We start from the raw sequence: 18,640 nt of genomic DNA, 5'->3' as shown, positions 1-18,640 counted from the left end.
AGATTTAGCCTGTAACGACGTCAATATTTTTATCGGTCGGCATAATAAAATGAAATGTCTGTGCGGATAGATGAGGGTTTAATTCAACTTGGGAAAAATTAATCACGGTTTGCTGACCTAACTTATCCGTCAAACGCATCTCCCGTAAACGATTTTTTTCAAAAATCAACGTGATCGACTGGAATAGGGCATTTTTATTTTTTGGAAATAAAGTAAAACCCTGAACATCCATTAAAGGATGGATAGTGAACTGCTGTGTTAAATTTTTAGGGGAATCACTTAATAATGCAGCGGGAGAATCTGTATCAGCGGATTTTTGTGTTTGAATGCTAATTTGTTGCAAATCGATATCATAAAACCAAATGCGCTGGCCATCTGCGATTAATAACTGTCTATTAGGTTGCATAACTTCCCAGCGGAATCGACCAGGCCGTTGTATAGCCATTTTGCCAGTTAGTTGCTGCAGAATTTGACCTCTAGAATTCATCACTGTTTGTGTAAAATTTGCCTTAGAGGTCTGTAAATTATTTAACAATTGACTTAGTTGATCTTCAGCCAGAACTTGCTTAGAGCTCAATAAAAGCAAAAGGCCTAAAAAAATAAGCTTGTATGGATTTAAAAATTTCATAAGTAAAAAAATGCAAAAATAGATAAGGATATTTATTAAGATTCTAGGCCATTATATCTCCCATACTGGAGTAAAGCAGGAAGAATTTTTGTTTTTGATTAAATTCGACCAAGCTATGCAAATATTAAGATCTAAAGTGTTTATCTGGTAGCGAACCAAACTGAAAAAAGGCACATCCATGGATTGCTTTAAATATAAGCCATTTTCTTCATGGAATAACATATCAGGATCAATTTGATTACATATACAGGCTACAATCGGAATATTTCTTTTCCTCAAGACTTCATAAGTTAAAAGGGCATGATTCAAACAGCCTAAACGCAGCCCCACGACCAGAATAACGGGCAAATTTAAGGCTTGCAATAAGTCAAGTGTCGTTTCAGTTTTATTTAAAGGCACTGCAGCGCCGCCCAGCCCCTCAATAACATGATAATCCACCGCATAATTTAGTAAAGGCTGCAATGATTGCATAATCTTATCAAGGCTTAATGGGCAAGCTTGCTGTTCGGCCGCAATATGTGGTGCTGCTGCTAGGCTAAAACAAAAGGGATTGACGTGCTCGTAAGGAAGATTAATGCTTGCGGCTTTTTGCAGAGCCATTGCATCAGAGTTTCGCAATCCAACCTTGCTTAATTGCGCTCCGCTGGAAATCGGTTTTAAGCCGATAGTCGAATAACCATTAGCTTTCAAAAAAGATAATAGATTAACAGCAATAGTTGTTTTGCCGACATTGGTATCTGTACCTAAAATGAAAAAACCTTTATTTTGCATCATTTATATTAGTTTAACTAAATCTATTTTTACTTGGAGGCGTTATCCGCGAATAATACTACTTAAAGGTATTTTAATCTCAGTGAAATCATTCTGGTTTTTAGATTTTTTTTCTGCTGCCCATGCATGTCCATAAATAATTTCCCACGTTGCTGGCAATTTCCCTTGTGGATTACGAAAACATTCATAGGCTTGAATCAATTTCTTTAAAGTTCCTTTAGAAGTTAAACCCCGTTGACGATCCTTGGCGATATTTTGTACGCCCAATTTTTTTAGTTCCTTCATTAAATCTAAGGCTTCTGAATATAGTAAAGTAAAATATTCAACATCCATCACAGGATCCACGAAAGGCGTTTGTAGTAAGTTATCGCCTAAATCATGCATATCAACAAATAAATGAACATGCGGTTGATCATCGATAATTCGCCAAGAATATCGCAATTCTTGCAAAGTATCCGGCCCCACCATGGAGAAAAGTAGCAAACCTTCAGGTTTTAATACGCGTCTAATTTCTTGGAGACTCTGTCCAAAATCGTTGCTCCAATGCAACACCAGGTTGGAGTAAACTAACTCGAAACTATGATCACTAAATGGCAAATTCTCAGCGCATCCATTTACCCAATGGATATTGGTAAGTTGATACTCTTTTTCTTTAGTCTGCGCTTGTGCCAACATTCCATTCGACTTATCCAAACCTACAATTTTAGCCTCAGGGTATAATTTTTTTAAAAAAATCTCGCTGTAACCCGTACCACAACCCAGATCCAATATGGTTTGCGGTTGACAGCGAATTCCTTGCAAACGTTCTAATAAAGATCTCCCTACGTGTTGTTGTAATACAGCAACTGGATCATAAGTGTTTGCGGCTTTATTAAAACGAGGGGCAATTTGGGTTTCATCTAATTGGATTATCATTTATTTTTATCAATTTTAGCCCCATGGCTATTTGTTCTAATAATCTATCAATTTCATTTTCCGAATGTAGTGCACTTAAGCTAATTCGTAGCCGCGAGGTATTTTCAGGAACTGTCGGTGGTCGAATAGCACTAACCAGAAAGCCATTTTGCAATAAATAAGCTGAAAGTGCCATGGTTTGCTCAGTATTCTTTATTAAAATCGGTTGAATGGGGGTCTGGGAAGGCAAAATAGGTAGCGCTAGCTGTTGTGCCATCTTTTTAAAATAGGCAATTAAACTCTGTAATTTTTCTCTACGCCAGCTTTCTGTTTGGAATAATAATAAACTGGTGTGCGCAGCTTTAGCTAAAGCCGGCGGCAAAGCGGTGGTATACATATAGGGGCGCGCGAATTGAATCAGATTCTCGATGATGACCTCGTTCGCAGCCACAAAACCCCCAAAGCAACCGAAAGCTTTACCAAACCCCCCCGATAAAATATCTGGTTTACATCCAAAATGCTCGCAAATACCTACTCCTTTTTTTCCCAATACGCCTATGCCATGCGCATCATCAATTAGCAATGTAGACGAAAATCTTTGAGCGATTTCTATTAGTGGTGGCAATAGTGCTATGTCACCATCCATACTAAATACACCATCGGTCATAATAAATTTTTGCTTAGCAACCGACTGCATTAAATGTTTTTCAAGACTTTCTAGCTTATTATGTGGATAGCGTTTAAATAAGGCGCCCGTTAATTTTGCTGCATCGATTAAGGAGGCATGGCTTAGTTTGTCAGCAAATATTGCAGCGCTTCTTTGCAATAAACTCCCCAAAATCCCCAAATTAGCCATATATCCTGTAGAAAATACCAATACTTTAGGAAAATTAAGAAATTCAGCTAAGGCAAGCTCGAGCTCATGGTGAAAACGATGATAAGCGCCTAAAAAATACGAGGACCCACTACCCACACCATAGTCGTCCGCTGCTTGTTTAAAAGATTTTATAACCGCTGGGTGTTTGGCTAGGCCTAAATAATCATTGGACGAAAAACAACAAAATTTTTTATCATTATAACGACGTTGCATGCCTGCCAAACTTTGCAAGACTTTACGTTCCCTATATAACCCTTTTTGTTCGTGTTGAATTAATGATTTCTCGAAAGTTAATGACATGCATGTAATTCAGTATCGAATAATACCGCTGCTAAACCCAATTTTTTTAACAATGCGTTATCCTGTTCAGGAGATATGTTATCTGTCGTTAATAATTTTTCTCCGTAATGTATGGAATTAGCACCCGCAAAAAAACATAATGCTTGCGCTTCATCACTCAAGCTATCACGCCCAGCAGATAAACGAATCATACTTAGCGGTAACATAATGCGCGCTACAGCAACTACACGAGTAAATTCAAAGGAATCGACCGGGGGCTTATCTGCTAATGGTGTTCCTGGGATAGGAATTAATTTATTCAACGTTACACTTCTAGGATGCTCAGGTAGATTAGCAAGTTGTCGTAACAGACCCGCTCGATCCGTTTGCGTCTCTCCCATGCCAATAATACCCCCACAGCAAACTTTTATACCTACTGCGCGAACACAGGCTAAAGTTTCCAAACGCTCTTGATAAGTTCGAGTTGAAATAATAGTTTGGTAATATTCTGGTGATGTGTCTAAATTATGATTGTAATAATCTAAACCCGCATCAGATAATTGCAAGGCTTGTTCTTGCGTGAGCATGCCTAAGGTAGCACAAGCCTCCAAATCCAATGCTTTGATTACTGATACCATTTCTAATATATTAGCGAATTCTTTTTTAGGAGGGCTGCGCCACGCCGCCGCGATACAAAATCGACCTGCACCATTTTCTTTTGCCTTTTTAGCAGCGGTTTTCACTTGCTCTAACGTCATTAAAGGTTCTTTTTTTAGCCCCGTGTTGTAATGGCCACTCTGTGGACAATACGAGCAGTCCTCAGGGCATAAGCCCGTTTTTACATTAAGTAAACTACTAATCTGGACTGCATTGGCTTGAAAAGATTGGCGATGAATCGAATGTGCGCGATAAATTAGATCATTAAAAGGATACTGGAAAAGCACATGAATTTGTTCAAGTGTCCAATCATGACGGATTTCAGGACTCGACATAATAACTTCTTAAAATCACAAAATTGCCAACATAAAATGAATAGCACATATTGTCAACTTACTGAATAAAGGTTTAGAGGCTATAAAATGGAAACTTGATTTCCGTTGCTAGCACACTAAAAATTATTATCAGCAACAGAAAAATCCAACTGAAACTATCCTTGACGGTAAATATCACTGGATCATCATGGATTTTCCCTTCCTGGGCAAACTGCCACATATGATTGAGCCAAATGAGTAGACAGGGGCAAATTAACCATAATAACAACGGAGTTTCATAAAAGAATTGTGCTTTTGCGGAATAAATATAGAAAATAAACACCAAAACTGACAAGTAACCGCTAATGTATCCAAATAGGGCCAATTTAACTTTATCCTTTAGTTTATAAGCTCGCCCGAAAATAGATAGTTTATTTTCTCTTTGCATCGCACTAAGTTCTGCGTAACGCTTTAATAAAGCCAAACTAAAAAACAGACATAAAACGAAAAGAATCAACCAAAATGAAAATCCATTTTTAATCAAAGTCATCCCTGCAAATACACGCGTTGAATATAAAAAAGCGAGTAAAATAGCATCTAGCCATTTTAATTGTTTAATAAAAAATGTATAGAGTAAGGTTAAACAATAATACGCTATAGCAATGATTAAGAAATTTAAGGGTAATAATAATGAGAGACTTAAGGCAGTTATCGCTAATAATGGTGCAAGAAGGTAGCCAGTTTCATAGGACAACTCTCCTGAAGCAAAAGGTCTATGTTGTTTTTTAACGTGTTGTTTATCGTTTTCTAAATCAACCAAATCATTGATTAAGTAGGCACTTGAAGCTAATAAACAAAAAATAAAAAAACCTAAAAAACTATTTTTTATGGCAGTAATATTAAAATATTGATGTCCTACAAAAAGAGGTATAAATAATAAAATATTTTTTATGGCATGATAAGGCCGGATCGCTTTGAAACAGGCTTTTATTTTTATTATTTTATTCTTTTTATTTAGCACAGGCTTTTACTCAAAACGTTTTTATTTTTTAGAATGCGTCGCATTTCTGGTGATGAAAATTCGCATTTTCAGTCATTTTTATGTTTAACTTGCTTCTTTTTTACCCTATTTTATGGATCTTATCAATCGCGACCGACAACATATTTGGCATCCTTGCTCACAAATGAAAGATTATGAAGCTTTTCCGCCGTTATTAATAAACAAAGCCTATGGCTCTTATATAGAACTGGTGGATGGTAGACGCATAATAGACGCCATTTCTAGCTGGTGGTGTAAGTCATTGGGTCATAGCCATCCGCGCTTAAAAGCCGCACTTCAAGCCCAATTAGAATGCTTTGAACATGTGATATTTGCCAATAGCACCTATGAAATTATCGTCCGGCTTTCTGAAAAATTAGGACGGCTTTGCGGGGGCTTAGATAAGGTATTTTATGCCAGTGAAGGCTCTTCGGCGGTTGAAATTGCCCTAAAAATGAGTTTACACGCCCAGCAATTACTCGGTCAAAAGCAGCGTACTCAGTTTACCTCCCTTCAGAATGGCTATCATGGCGAGACCTTTATGGCCTTAGGCCTGAGTGATTTAGGCCTTTACCGACTACCCTATGAAGCCCATTTAATAAAACCTAACTTTATCCAAAATATCCCTTATGTTGATTCCAGCTCGGATCCCCTATGGAACGATTGCTCAGCTATTTGGCGAGATATTGAAAAGCAGCTTGAAAAACAAGCAGCCAATTTAGCAGCCATTATTGTTGAACCCATAGTCCAGGGGGCAGGAGGCATGAAAATCTATAGCCAAGATTTTCTCCGTCGTTTACGCAAATGGACACAAACTCATGGAATTTATCTGATTGCCGATGAAATCATGACCGGATTAGGTAGAACAGGACATGCCTTGGCATGTGAGCATGCACACATAAAACCTGACTTTATCTGTTTAAGTAAAGGCTTAACCTCGGGTTGGTTACCCATGAGTGCAGTACTAACACGTACTGATATTTATGATCTATTTTATGATGATTATGCAAGCGGCAAAAGTTTTTTACATTCACATACCTTTAGTGGCAATGCTTTAGCAGCAGCAGTGGCATTAGAATGTCTCAATATTTTAGAAGATGAAAAAATATTCCAACAAGTACAAGAAAAAGAATCTATTTTAAAAAAATTTATGAGGGAAGTTAATGATAAAACACAAAGATTAACCAACATTCGAGGCATCGGTGCAATCATTGCCGCAGATTTACAATTGTCAGAAAAACAGAAAAATCAACGTGTTGGTCATCAAATCTTTCAGAAAGCCCTTCAGTTGGGCGCATGGTTGCGTCCTTTAGGTAATACTATCTATTGGTTACCGCCTTTAAACACATCGTTACAGGTTTTAGAAGAACTAAAAGACATTAGTATATTAGCTATAAAACAAGTCTTAATATGATAATTTTTTATTATCTTATTTAATAATAAAAATTGACAATTTCTATATAAAAACAAAGAATTTAATAGTTAAATGCTTGTAAAATTTCTTTACGTTTAAAAATTAAATTATTTTAAAATTAATTCACGTAAATTTTGGATATACGCACAGCAATTAAATTTTTGATAAGGCGCCGCGAAAATGAGCAACCGGTGTGTATATAACATACATGAGGACTGCGATCCACGCGATACACAGGCAATGTCAAATGCGGGTTTGGAATAGCCGTCCGATTCACAAAGCTTAGGATCTGCTTTGCTGAAAGTAGGTCGATATGTTCGTCCCACTTATAGTAATGTACCGGTAAGTACAAGTACTTTATTTTCAGAGAATTCAGGTTCTCAGACCGAGAAGGAACCTGGAAGAGAAAGAGAGTTACGACCAGGCTAAATAAAAAATAAAATTGGAAAGAATGTTAAGCAACTAGTTGTGATTGACAGTCAGCATATCTAAGCGATTTGTCGTTATCCGTCTTTCACGACTACGCCAACCATACCAAACGAAAAACACACCTACAATTTTGGCTAGTGATAAAACCAACACCGCTAACCAATTTAATTGGTGGATGATCCATAAAAAAACACTACTATCAATTGGTGCGCTCAGACTTGCCGACCAAAGTATACGCTGAGACAAAGGTCGTTTAGTAAAGGTATAAACCGACCAATCAACAAGCTCCGCAATTAAAAACGCACTCATACTGGCAATCGCTAAATCTTTACCGGCTAAAACATAGCTAATTAAACTGCCGATAAACATGGCAAAAATAACTTTGTGTTGTAGTTCACGTTGCGCAAAATCGCGCAAAACATAAACTACTCCTACCGTCCAATCCATGGGAGAAATTTCGGTGCTAAATATTTGCATTAAAGGAATATAAGCAAATAAGGTATTGAGTAAAACTATTAAAATAATATAAGTGATACTGTATTTATAATTAAATAACCATTTCATACTTTAATATACTCTTAGCACTTGAATTTTTGTCTATGTTACCGCTCAACTCGCAATCCTCATATATATGTATACTCCGGTTGCTCATTTTCGCAGCGCCTTGCCAAAAATCCCATTGCTGTGAGTATATTTTATTCTTTTATAAAAAAATTAATCATACAATAAATTGGAAAAAAAACCTTGTTTTTCCATTATTTTCCGCAAAGTTTTCAAGCCTTCAACCTGAATTTGGCGAACTCGCTCTCGAGTTAAGCCAATAACTTCTCCTACTTCTTCCAAGGTCATACGATCACAGCCCAGTAAACCATAGCGACGGGCAATAACCTCACGTTGATTAGTCGATAATTGTTTAAGCCAACCTTCTAAACGCTTACGCAAATTTTCGCCTTCTAAAATATGTTCAGGATCGTTTTCGCGATTATCTGATAGAGTTTCAAGTAAAGGTTTATCCGCCTCACTACTGGCAGGGGCATCAACGGAAGTAATATGTTCATTTAAACCGAGCATGCGCTCAACTTCTTCAAAAGGCCTATCTAACCATTTAGCAATTTCATCTGACGTAGGTTTATGATCTAATTTCTGCGTAAGTTCTCTTGCCGCTTGCAAATAAACATTCAGTTCTTTAACCACATGGATAGGTAAACGGACCGTTCGAGCTTGGTTCATGATAGCTCGTTCTATGGCTTGACGCACCCACCATGTCGCATACGTCGAAAACCGAAACCCTCTTTCAGGATCAAATTTTTCTACCGCATGCATTAAACCTAAATTGCCTTCTTCTATCAGATCCAAAAACTGTAATCCACGATTATTATAGTGTCTGGCTATTTTAACCACTAAGCGCAAATTACTTTCTATCATTCGCTTACGAGCGTCTTGATCACCTTTTGCGATAAGCCGTGCGTAGTAAACTTCTTCTTCGGCTGTTAATAAAGGAGAAAAGCCTATTTCATTTAAATATAATTGAGTAGCGCCAAGTGTCTCGTCACGTCGTACATATTTATGTGGTGTTGTTTCTGCCTCATTCGTTTCACGGTTTACTAAAAATTTTTCTGGCTTATTTTCAAATACTTGTTCAGACGCAATTGAATTTGGTTGTTTTCTACCCCCTCTTTTTTTAAATGCACTTCCTTTGTTAGCCATATTAACTCTCCCTGAATTAATTAACCTAGATAGAAAGATACTATACTCTTCGCACCTGAATTTTTGGCTATGTTGCCGCTCAACTCGCAATCCTCATGTATACTAATACACTCCGGTTGCTTCGTCTTCGCAGCGCCTTGCCAAAAATTCAATTGCTGAAAGTATATTTAAATAACCACTATTTTGATTATTGACGTTTCAATAAAGTTTAAGGAACGTTCTTAGATCTGAATAAAATATTTTCTCTCAACCCCAGATTTTAAGAGAAGCAAAAACAGCTACCGCTAGCAACAGAACAAACCAAGATAATCGATCGATATAATGCCGTAATAATTTATTAATATGGACACCGCCCCAACGCATTAAAAAAGCCACTAAAAAAAACCTTCCGCCACGGCCGACCAGTGATCCCAAGATAAAGGGTAATAGCGCAACATGCAAGGCCCCGGCCGCGATGGTAAATAGCTTATAAGGAATAGGCGTAAAACCTGCCAAAAAAAGTATCCAAAAATTCCATTGGTTAAACCCATGCTCAATCTGTTGGTAAGTCTTCTCATATCCAAACTGTAGAATATAGGGATGTACCCACTCAAACGCTATATTCCCAATCCAATAGCCAAATAACCCGCCTAGAACAGAAGCCACCGTGGTTAAAAATGCATAACGCCAAGCACACTCGGGCTTAGCTAGCGACATAGGCGCTAGCATTACATCGGGTGGGATAGGAAAAAAAGATGATTCCGCAAAACTTAACACAAATAAGTAATAGGGAGCATGCCCATGCTTAGCCAATGCAAGCATTTTGTCATAAAGTTTAGAAAAATACTTCATTACATATCATGCAGTTAGACAAAAAATTCATCCTTTAAATTATCTATATCAAAAATAAATTATAGTTTCGGATCCATGTTAGCTATCCAATCTTCGATCTGGTCTCGCGCAGTATGATGCGTTAGATCAAGCTGTAAAGGCGTAATGCTCACTTGCTGTTGGTTCAAAGCATAAAAATCTGTGCCTTTTCCAGCATCATCTTCCTTGCCAGAGCTACCAATCCAGTAAATAGTATGTCCTCTTGGATCTTTACTAGGCATCATTCTATCTGCATTATGACGCGTTCCTAAACGCGTCACTTCATAACCTTTTAAATCATCAAAAGCGACATCGGGAACATTTACGTTTAAAATAGTTTTGGCTGGAATCGGCTTTTCGTATAAGAGGGTTACCAATCTTTTTGCAACTTCAGCCGCTGTAGAATAATACATCGGCTCATTTCCAGCTATTGAAAATGCAATTGCTGGAATTCCTAGAAAACGTCCTTCCATTGCGGCTGCCACAGTGCCTGAATAAAAAACATCCTCGCCTAAATTAGAACCGGCGTTAATACCGGATACAACCATATCCGGTAGTTTATCTTTGCTTAACAGACCCGTTAAAGCGAGATGAACACAATCCGTAGGTGTCCCCTGAACACTAATAATACTCTCATCAAAGTACCTTAGTCTTAAAGGATGCTGCAAAGTAAGGGAATTGCTGGCGCCACTGCGATCCCTATCTGGCGCCACAATAGTTACTTCTGCGATTTGAGCTAAAGCCTTAGCTAAAATGGACAAGCCTGGTGCATGTACACCGTCATCATTACTAATAAGAATCTTCATTTTAAGATACTCTAGAAACTAAAAGCGCACTTTCAGAAAATTTTGCAAGTAGCGGTAATACAACTAAAATCACACCAAAAACCAATAAAGTTATAGGTCTGCTTAAAGGAACTTGAGAAGGGTTATTTCGATAATTTTTATATTGGATAAGGGACCCAAAAAGTAAAGCTATCCCAATAGCCAAACTCATATTATAGAGTCCGCCAGTCAACAGGGACATAGGTAATAAAAGTTTATCTGATAAATCACCTAGTGAACCTGGAATTATGGCATAAGCATTTATTGAAGCCATAAGCAGGATAAAAAGAATATTTTTTTTCATAACAAAATTTTTTTAATCGATTAGAACCTATAAGGGCCGCGTCTGCTAGTATACTCACTGCAATTTGGTTTTTGGCGAGACGCCGAAAACGAAGCAACCGAAGTGTATTAGTATACATGAGGATTGCGAGTTGAGCGGCAACACAGACAAAATTCAAGTGCGAAGAGTATACATGAGGCTACGAATTTTTTGAACTTATTGCGAGCGTTATATAACAACTGACCCATGCAAAAAAGCCAATATTAAAACCTCTACAAATCAGCTATTTAAGCATTACAATCAAGGTTTTTGGTGTTTTTTTTATCAATTCTAATTCTCCCCGTTTGAGCTATTATAATTAACCAAGTCATTTTCTTTGATATACCATGCACGCAGATGATAAAACTGCCATTTTGGCTAGAGCCATCTGGATGTAACTGTAGATAATCGTCTGAGCGAAATCCATGCCACTCTAAAAAATCTGAGTAGCCCAAGGCGGGGTAAACACGTAACAATTCTGTATTTTCAAGCGAAGGAATTGTTTTTTTATTTACTAAAACAATCCAACCGTCCTTCCAATTTCCCATACAGTTCTTGCCATTTTTACTTTTACATATTGTTATCACGCTCTGGCGTCTAATTGCCTCACTTTGAGCATAATGTAAGGTTGAATTCACACGCTCAGTTAAAATAAATAAACGAAGCTCAAGAGTTAAATGTCTATAAATTGGAAATGCTAGGGTTAATAGAATACTGCTTAAGGTTATGGTAAGTAATAATTCGACCAAGCTAAAACCCAATTCGAATGATCTTTTTTTATATGGCCTAATTATCCATGTTCGATAACTAGGTCTAATTGTTTTTTTACACATTGCATATCCTGCCAAGCCTTACGCTTTTCGCGCGGAGAACGAAGTAAATAAGCGGGATGGTAGGTAACTAATAAAGGAATTTTATTCACGCCAAAATGAAACAAATTTCCGCGTAAACTCGCCATAGACGCATTAGTTGCTAATAAATAATGTGCGGCAATTCGACCCACCGCTAAAATTAATTTTGGCTTAATTAAGCTAATCTGTCTTAATAAATAGGGTGTGCATGCCTTTACTTCTTCCAAAGAAGGATCGCGATTATTAGGTGGACGCGATTTTAAAATATTTGCAATGTAATAATCTTCTCGTTTAAAACCAATTGCGGACAACATGTTTGTCAATAATTGTCCGCCCCGACCTACAAAAGGCTCTCCTTGCTTATCTTCATTCGCTCCCGGTGCTTCTCCAATTATCAATAAATCGGCATCCAGATTTCCCACACCAAATACAGGATTACTACGTGTTTTATATAAATCACAGGCTTTACAGTTGTTTACTGCCAATCTCAGTTCTTGCCAATTCAGTGTCGAAATTTTTTGCTCTCGAGTCATTAACGATTTTCCGGGCTTATTTCTGGGCATATCATCGTCCTTAGCCGTTTCTTTGGATCTTTTATTGGCATTTTCACGCAATATCCAAAGAGGAATTTCCATTTTTTTAAAATAATGTAAACGTTTTTCTTTATCTATCATCTGCGTTCAAGCTTTACATAAATAAATAACTAAATTTTTATTTGGTAATTGTGTAAGACAATATTTTGTTCCCCATCTTTTTTCAGGAAGATAAAATTGACTAGGTTTACAAACTCCTCTGGTGTAACTCCATTCTTCACAATAACTTTTATCGCGAAACACGCAAACACCCGTTATGCCTGCTGGTTCATTCATCATTTCCAAGCGACCTCCGTGATGAGCGCAATATACGGAAGCTGGATTAGGCATCGAAAAAGCTGTGACGCTTACTAATAAGAAAGGGAATATAACTAACCATTTTTTCATGATAAATCCTCATTCAAGAAAGCAACATTTATTCTAGCAGAAATTAAGCAGCTAAAACTGCTATTTAACACTAATATTTATAGTTAAAAGCTTAATTTCCTTACATTTAGCTCTTCATCTATTCAACAACTTACAGATCCCGTATACTTTCGAAGCTATGACAGATCAGCAATTCCTCGTGCGAACTTTAAGGCAAGGTGACTATAATACTGTTGCCCATGCCATGCGTATTTTTACTGATATGCGTAATCCTGAAACTCCGGATGAAATTTGGTTCATTGAGCACAATCCTGTTTATACTCTAGGACAGGCAGGAAAACTTGAACACATTCTTAATCCCGGAAATATCCCCATTGAAAAAACCGATCGTGGCGGACAAGTGACTTACCATGGCCCTGGGCAGCTAGTCATATATCCACTTTTAAACCTTCGTCGCCTTAATCTTGGCGTGCGTGAGTTAGTCTCTCTTCTAGAAGATACAATTATTAATTTACTCGCAACTTATGGTATTAAAGCCGAAGCAAAAAAAGAAGCTCCGGGTGTTTATGTCAATTCTGCAAAAATTGCTTCTATCGGCCTACGCATTCGACACGGTTATTGTTATCATGGCATAGCGTTCAATATCGCCATGAATCTTGGTCCCTTTGCAGGAATTAATCCCTGTGGTATAAGTCAACTCGCTATCACTCAACTTTCCGATTTAGGAGGTCCTACTGATCTTAATAGAGTAGCCAATGACTTTATTAAGCAGTTTCAACAAGAAATTAGTAATCGAAAATAGCTAAATTTCATTGAATTTTACCGTTTAACCCTGGTTTAAATAGGCTTCTCTAAAAAATAATCTAACGAATATCCTGCTAAGCTTGCATATATCTCATTAACTGTATGTTAAAATTATTTCATTTAATATAATACTTTAACCCTTATGGAAATTAAAACACCGGATCCTAGGCAAAAACAACGTGGAGCTGAAAAAATGGCTCGCATTCCAATAAAAATTGAGCCTACTGCCCCTTTACGTAAGCCAGATTGGATCCGTATTAAATTACCAACAACAACTGCCGTAGACCAACTTAAAACCATGCTACGGGAAAATCGTCTTCATACGGTATGTGAAGAAGCTTCTTGTCCCAATTTAAGTGAATGCTTTAGTCATGGCACGGCTACTTTTATGATTATGGGAGATAAATGTACTCGTCGGTGTACATTTTGTGATGTGGGTCATGGACGACCTGATCCTTTGGATCCGGATGAACCTAAGAATCTCGCTAAAACAGTTAAACAGATGGAACTACGTTATGTGGTTATTACTTCTGTCGATCGTGATGATTTGCGCGATGGCGGGGCCGCTCACTTTACCGCATGTTTACAAGCCTTACGCCAAAACTGTCCTATGCTGACCATAGAAGTGCTTGTGCCTGATTTTCGCGGTCGTATGGATGTTGCTCTAAATGCAATTGCGCCAGAATTACCTGATGTGTTTAACCACAATATCGAAACGATTCCTCGTTTGTATAAGCAAGCACGCCCAGGTTCAGATTATAAATGGTCATTACAATTATTACTCGAATTTAAGCGGCGTTTTCCTGGAATTCCTACCAAATCTGGTCTCATGCTAGGGCTAGGAGAGACGCTCGAAGAAGTTAAAGAAGTTATGCAAGATCTACGTAAACACCAGGTTGATATGATTACTATCGGTCAGTACCTTGCTCCTAGTCGCCACCATTTTCCTGTCGCACGATATGTAACTCCTCAAGAATTCAAAGATCTCGGTTATTTAGCAAAAGAAATGGGATTTATTCGTGTAGCAAGTGGACCTCTAGTCCGTTCTTCGTATCACGCTGATAAACAAGCGGCTGGAGAGAATGTAGCCTAATGACGCTTCCGGATCTCAAACCCTTTTTTGATTGGCTACAAATTCACCCTTATTTAGCTGGTTTAATTACCTATTTTATCTCCTTTCTTGAATGTTTAGTCATGATAGGTTTCTTAGTACCTGGTACTGTTTTCATGACAGCCATCGGGACCTTAATTGGAATAGGGGTTTTGCCATTTACACCTATCGTTATATGGGCCATCGCAGGAGCTATCACAGGTGATGTACTTAGTTTTTGGATAGGTAAACATTATCATCATCATACTAAGGATTTCTGGTTATTCCGCCGCTATCCCAAACTTTTGAAAAAAGGAGAAGCTTTTTTTGACAAACATGGAGGAAAAAGTATTTTTTTTGGGCGTTTTATTGGGCCGATTCGTGCTATTTTACCTTTTATAGCTGGCATGGTACGCATGCCCTGGCGCCAATTTTTAATAGCCGATATCATTTCAGCTATTGCGTGGGCACCGGTATATATGTTACCAGGAATACTTTTAGGCCAAGCCTCTCAGCAATTACCCCCCGAAGCAGCAAGTAAATTAATCATCTTTGTTGTCTTACTTTTACTATTTATTTGGTTAGTCTACGCTTTCATAAAATCTTGTTATGCATGGTTTAGTCGTTTATTAGATAAACAGGTTGCTTATCTTTGGCGTTTCACGCGTAACCATCCAAAGCTCAAAACCATCACCTCTCTTTTGACAGATTATCGACATCCTCAATCGCATGCTCAATTAGCGCTCGCTTTAGTTTGCATTTTTTGTGCGCTTGGATTTCTAGCAATAGCCTTTAGCGTAACTCATCATGGCATTGCTACTTATTTAAATGAACCCATTTACCATTTAATGCGTAGTTTACGTCAGCAAAATTTAGATAAATTCTTGGTAGTTATGACTGAGCTGAGTCCGAGAATACTTGCTGTGTTTTGGATGCTTATGTTAGGGTTTTTTTTAATAAAAAGAAATTTTTGGCTTAGTCTACATTGGGGGTTAGCAGGATTATTAAGTTATGGTTTGGCAGATGTATTTAAACATATTCTGCATATTGCGCGCCCCATAGGCTTAGTGCAAACACCGCTTGGCCACTCTTTTCCTAGTGGGCATACCGTAAGCGGTATTTCCATCCTAGGATTTTTTGCTATTTTAATCGCCATAGAGAGACCTAAACCACAACGAATGCTGGTTTATGCATTGGCTAGTTTCATTATTCTCTTAATCATGTTTTCGCGTATTTACTTAACCGCACATTGGTTTAGCGATGTTTTTGGAGGTGCATTATTGGGAATTAGTATCCTCACTGGTCTGACTCTTTCCTATCGTAGAAAAATGGATCATACGACTATTCCATCTGGCAAGATTGCTATATTGGGTATTTTAATTTTATTGCTTTGTTGGGGAGCAAATCTAGCTTATGGTTATAAAAAATTACTCTCAAACTCCCAACTTTTTTTTCCTGAACAAACTATCAATTTTAATAACTGGTGGAACGATGCTAAATTCCAAATTCCAATTTACCGAATAGGGCATTTTGGTCAGAAAATAGAAGTATTAAATATTCAATGGGCAGGAAAACTCTCGGATATTCAAAATCATTTAGAAAGACAAGCCTGGTATACGCTCCCAAAAGCAAAAATTTTTACAACACTTTATAAATTAAGTTTACATACCAACGACCCCAACATTCCTTTATTTATTTCTTCTAATGCCGGTCAAGCACCCGCATTAACGATGACAAAATATTTTCCAACTACACATAATTTATTAGTTTTAAATCTCTGGAATTCACATAAAATATTAAGTAATGGTATGCCTTTATGGCTAGGTTTAGTTCATTATCATAAAACCTGGCACTTACAGTTTCGACCTTTAAAAAAACAAACTAACATGCAATATTTTATAACTGCTGATCAGTTATTGTTACACGATCTCAAATCGTATACCGTAAAAAATGTAAATTATACCGCCTCTCATAGTCGTGTACTTTTCATTAAATAATTTAGAGTAACGAAAGAATTTTATAGGCAAGTTTTGCTACCAGAAAATCACAACTATGCAAATGGGGAATAGGCGCAAGTTCATTAATATCCGCCCCGACGATAGTCCCAATTTGACTCGCCGCAGTGATAATTTCTATAGCATCCTCCCAGAATAAACCGCCTGGTTCTGGTGTCCCTGTTGCAGGCATGACGCTTGAATCAAATCCATCTACATCGAACGTCAAATAAATAGGGCGGCCTTTTAAGTGAGATACGATTGTATTGACATCCCATCTTTTTTTGTCTTTCCCCCAATAAATATTAATTCTGTGACGATTTTCTTCAATGAAAGGAACTTCTTCTATTGAAACATTACGAATTCCTACCGAAACTAAGTTAAGGTTATTATGATCTAAACAACGTCGTATGGCTGAAGCATGAGAATAATGTTGGCCCTGATAGCCATTTCGTAAATCAGCGTGGGCATCAAAATGAAGTAAAATTAAATCATCGTATTTTTTTAGATAAGGACGAACCGCACCTATCGTAATAGAATGTTCACCACCCAAAACAAATGGAAATTTTTTATCATCTAACACTCGTGTAACTATATTTTCTAGTTGTTGTAATGCATCAGGAATTTCCAATTCAATCTTTGGTTCATCCAATGTAACTATGCCAATTTTACGGAAAGGTTCGCACCACAAATGCTCATCAAATAATTCAACTTCGTGTGAAGCACGGATAATAGCCGCAGGCCCCTTAGCTGTGCCTCCACCATAAGTGACCGAACTTTCAAGACCAAAGGGAATAATCACCGCCTTGGCATCTTCATAGGCAACAGCATCTTTAGGATCTAATCCTAAAAAGCCTTTTTTAGGAGGCATACATTGCATGTCAAAACCTTTTTTTAATTGAATAATTCCGCATAACGTCGACGATTGCGATTTTTCCAATAACCGCGATGGTAAGCATCACTCGCTAAAAGCGGTAATACTGAACCTGCTTCAGCAAAAACCATTTGCTCGTAAGCTCTATCTACCTTACCCCAGGAACATGCTTCTTTTAATGTTGAGCTAGAGCAAGCACCATCTCGCACATCCGCAACAGTGATTTGAATGGCATACTTATGCATATCTACAGATTTTCCAAGGATCTCTGCACACACTACGGTATCTTGGATAAAATTTTTCGGCACACCGCCACCGATCATTAATAAACCAGTCGTATCAGCCTTGATCTTGAGGTTAGTAAGTTCTCTAAAATCGCGAATAGAATCAATCGTTATATGTTGATTTGGATTTTTTACCTGATGAAGTACCAAACCAAATCCTGCAGAAGAGTCGGTAAAAGCAGGGCAGAAAATTGGAACGCTATGTTTATAAGCGAGTTGCACTAAAGAATCTTGTTTTTTTGCATGACCGTTCGCTAAATAAGCACCCATTGCCTGAATGAACTCCCGGGAGCTATAGGTTTGTGGTTTAAGATTATTAGCAATTTCTAAAATAACATGATCACAACGTTGGAGTTGCTCTTCATCAATGTAAGTATCATAGATGCGATCGATCTGTAAATCGCGCAATTTTCCATCATTAAATGAAGAACTTCCTTGATAATGTCGAAAACCTAAAGCTTCAAAAAAATCCATATCGACTATGCTTGCTCCAGTAGCTACTATGGCATCTACCATATTGTACTTTATTAAATCCGAATATAGCTTCATGCAGCCACCGGCTGAGGTCGAACCTGCCATTGATAAAATTATGCTACAACGTTCATCCTGAAGCATCGCGTTAAAAATTTGCGTAGCACGTGCCAAATCGCGCGAGGTAAAGGACATAGCTGCCATTGAGTCAATAATAGGGCGTGCATCAAAAAGCGTAATATCAATATGCTCAACCAACTTACTCAATAACTTCTCTTTTAATGAATTTTTACAAACTTGTGTATCCAT

At 37.6% G+C, this 18,640-nt stretch carries 20 protein-coding genes; 4 read left to right on the top strand and 16 right to left on the bottom strand.

Annotation, left to right across the window (positions count from 1 at the left end):
* Positions 1 to 4: 4 nt before the first annotated feature.
* The 6 genes from lolA to AAHF87_RS04990 all read right to left on the bottom strand — a co-directional run bounded on the left by lolA (position 5) and on the right by AAHF87_RS04990 (position 5,441).
* Complete coding sequence (lolA, locus tag AAHF87_RS05015) at positions 5 to 628, bottom strand: outer membrane lipoprotein chaperone LolA (RefSeq protein ID WP_342147426.1); 624 nt, start codon at positions 626 to 628, stop codon at positions 5 to 7.
* 51 nt (positions 629 to 679) lie between these two features.
* The gene (gene bioD / locus AAHF87_RS05010) at positions 680 to 1,402 is read right to left on the bottom strand and encodes a dethiobiotin synthase (RefSeq protein WP_342147425.1); all 723 of its coding nucleotides are present in this window, start codon (positions 1,400 to 1,402) and stop codon (positions 680 to 682) included.
* 39 nt (positions 1,403 to 1,441) lie between these two features.
* Positions 1,442 to 2,314: a malonyl-ACP O-methyltransferase BioC gene (bioC, locus tag AAHF87_RS05005; protein WP_342147424.1), complete on the bottom strand. Its 873-nt coding sequence runs from the start codon at positions 2,312 to 2,314 to the stop codon at positions 1,442 to 1,444.
* A complete protein-coding gene (gene bioF, locus AAHF87_RS05000) occupies positions 2,295 to 3,470 on the bottom strand; it encodes an 8-amino-7-oxononanoate synthase (RefSeq protein ID WP_342147423.1) in 1,176 nt (391 codons plus the stop codon). Before bioF ends, bioC begins: the two co-directional genes overlap by 20 nt.
* Positions 3,461 to 4,441, bottom strand: coding sequence for a biotin synthase BioB (gene bioB, locus AAHF87_RS04995; protein ID WP_342147422.1), 981 nt, complete (start codon positions 4,439 to 4,441; stop codon positions 3,461 to 3,463). The genes bioF and bioB overlap by 10 nt, the downstream gene beginning before the upstream one ends.
* Before the next feature lie 73 nt (positions 4,442 to 4,514).
* Positions 4,515 to 5,441, bottom strand: coding sequence for a UbiA family prenyltransferase (locus tag AAHF87_RS04990; RefSeq protein WP_342147421.1), 927 nt, complete (start codon positions 5,439 to 5,441; stop codon positions 4,515 to 4,517).
* Between the two features lie 112 nt (positions 5,442 to 5,553).
* On the opposite strand from AAHF87_RS04990, the gene bioA reads away from it, so the two are divergent.
* Entirely contained in the window at positions 5,554 to 6,873 is a 1,320-nt protein-coding gene (bioA, locus tag AAHF87_RS04985) for an adenosylmethionine--8-amino-7-oxononanoate transaminase (protein ID WP_342147420.1), read from the top strand.
* 462 nt (positions 6,874 to 7,335) lie between these two features.
* On the opposite strand, the gene AAHF87_RS04980 is transcribed toward bioA, so the two are convergent.
* The 8 genes from AAHF87_RS04980 to AAHF87_RS04945 all read right to left on the bottom strand — a co-directional run bounded on the left by AAHF87_RS04980 (position 7,336) and on the right by AAHF87_RS04945 (position 12,835).
* Positions 7,336 to 7,866: a hypothetical protein gene (locus tag AAHF87_RS04980; protein WP_342147419.1), complete on the bottom strand. Its 531-nt coding sequence runs from the start codon at positions 7,864 to 7,866 to the stop codon at positions 7,336 to 7,338.
* A 150-nt stretch (positions 7,867 to 8,016) separates the two neighbouring features.
* Positions 8,017 to 9,009 (bottom strand): RNA polymerase sigma factor RpoS, encoded by a 993-nt coding sequence (gene rpoS / locus AAHF87_RS04975; protein WP_342147418.1) that lies wholly within the window; start codon positions 9,007 to 9,009, stop codon positions 8,017 to 8,019.
* Between the two features lie 246 nt (positions 9,010 to 9,255).
* Positions 9,256 to 9,840, bottom strand: a complete 585-nt coding sequence (locus AAHF87_RS04970) for a YqaA family protein (RefSeq protein WP_342147417.1) — start codon at positions 9,838 to 9,840, stop codon at positions 9,256 to 9,258.
* A gap of 59 nt (positions 9,841 to 9,899) precedes the next feature.
* On the bottom strand, positions 9,900 to 10,664 hold the full coding sequence (gene surE, locus AAHF87_RS04965) for a 5'/3'-nucleotidase SurE (RefSeq protein ID WP_342147416.1): 765 nt from the start codon (positions 10,662 to 10,664) through the stop codon (positions 9,900 to 9,902).
* A 1-nt stretch (position 10,665) separates the two neighbouring features.
* The gene (locus AAHF87_RS04960; protein WP_342147415.1) at positions 10,666 to 10,986 is read right to left on the bottom strand and encodes a hypothetical protein; all 321 of its coding nucleotides are present in this window, start codon (positions 10,984 to 10,986) and stop codon (positions 10,666 to 10,668) included.
* A gap of 266 nt (positions 10,987 to 11,252) precedes the next feature.
* Complete coding sequence (locus tag AAHF87_RS04955; protein ID WP_342147414.1) at positions 11,253 to 11,837, bottom strand: GspH/FimT family pseudopilin; 585 nt, start codon at positions 11,835 to 11,837, stop codon at positions 11,253 to 11,255.
* On the bottom strand, positions 11,795 to 12,529 hold the full coding sequence (locus AAHF87_RS04950) for a uracil-DNA glycosylase (RefSeq protein ID WP_342147413.1): 735 nt from the start codon (positions 12,527 to 12,529) through the stop codon (positions 11,795 to 11,797). The genes AAHF87_RS04955 and AAHF87_RS04950 overlap by 43 nt, the downstream gene beginning before the upstream one ends.
* A 6-nt stretch (positions 12,530 to 12,535) precedes the next feature.
* A complete protein-coding gene (locus AAHF87_RS04945; protein ID WP_342147412.1) occupies positions 12,536 to 12,835 on the bottom strand; it encodes a DUF333 domain-containing protein in 300 nt (99 codons plus the stop codon).
* A gap of 157 nt (positions 12,836 to 12,992) precedes the next feature.
* Between AAHF87_RS04945 and lipB the strand changes: the two genes are divergently transcribed.
* The 3 genes from lipB to AAHF87_RS04930 all read left to right on the top strand — a co-directional run bounded on the left by lipB (position 12,993) and on the right by AAHF87_RS04930 (position 16,705).
* A complete protein-coding gene (gene lipB, locus AAHF87_RS04940) occupies positions 12,993 to 13,616 on the top strand; it encodes a lipoyl(octanoyl) transferase LipB (RefSeq protein WP_342147411.1) in 624 nt (207 codons plus the stop codon).
* A gap of 150 nt (positions 13,617 to 13,766) precedes the next feature.
* Positions 13,767 to 14,711 carry a lipoyl synthase gene (lipA, locus tag AAHF87_RS04935; RefSeq protein WP_425288011.1) on the top strand — a complete coding sequence of 315 codons (945 nt, stop codon included), beginning with the start codon at positions 13,767 to 13,769 and terminating at the stop codon, positions 14,709 to 14,711.
* Positions 14,711 to 16,705 carry a bifunctional DedA family/phosphatase PAP2 family protein gene (locus AAHF87_RS04930; RefSeq protein WP_342147409.1) on the top strand — a complete coding sequence of 665 codons (1,995 nt, stop codon included), beginning with the start codon at positions 14,711 to 14,713 and terminating at the stop codon, positions 16,703 to 16,705. Before lipA ends, AAHF87_RS04930 begins: the two co-directional genes overlap by 1 nt.
* A gap of 1 nt (position 16,706) precedes the next feature.
* Here the strand turns inward: AAHF87_RS04930 and speB are convergent, their stop codons facing one another.
* Together speB and AAHF87_RS04920 are read right to left on the bottom strand one after the other, a co-directional pair.
* A complete protein-coding gene (speB, locus tag AAHF87_RS04925) occupies positions 16,707 to 17,573 on the bottom strand; it encodes an agmatinase (protein ID WP_342147408.1) in 867 nt (288 codons plus the stop codon).
* A gap of 23 nt (positions 17,574 to 17,596) precedes the next feature.
* The gene (locus tag AAHF87_RS04920; protein WP_342147407.1) at positions 17,597 to 18,640 is read right to left on the bottom strand and encodes a 1,9-bis(guanidino)-5-aza-nonane synthase; all 1,044 of its coding nucleotides are present in this window, start codon (positions 18,638 to 18,640) and stop codon (positions 17,597 to 17,599) included.

Origin of the sequence: Rickettsiella endosymbiont of Aleochara curtula (assembly GCF_964030935.1) — a bacterium.
GTDB lineage: Bacteria > Pseudomonadota > Gammaproteobacteria > Diplorickettsiales > Diplorickettsiaceae > Aquirickettsiella.
The sequence above is the reverse complement of the archived record's forward strand: the minus strand, read 5'-3'. Positions and strand labels throughout refer to the sequence as shown.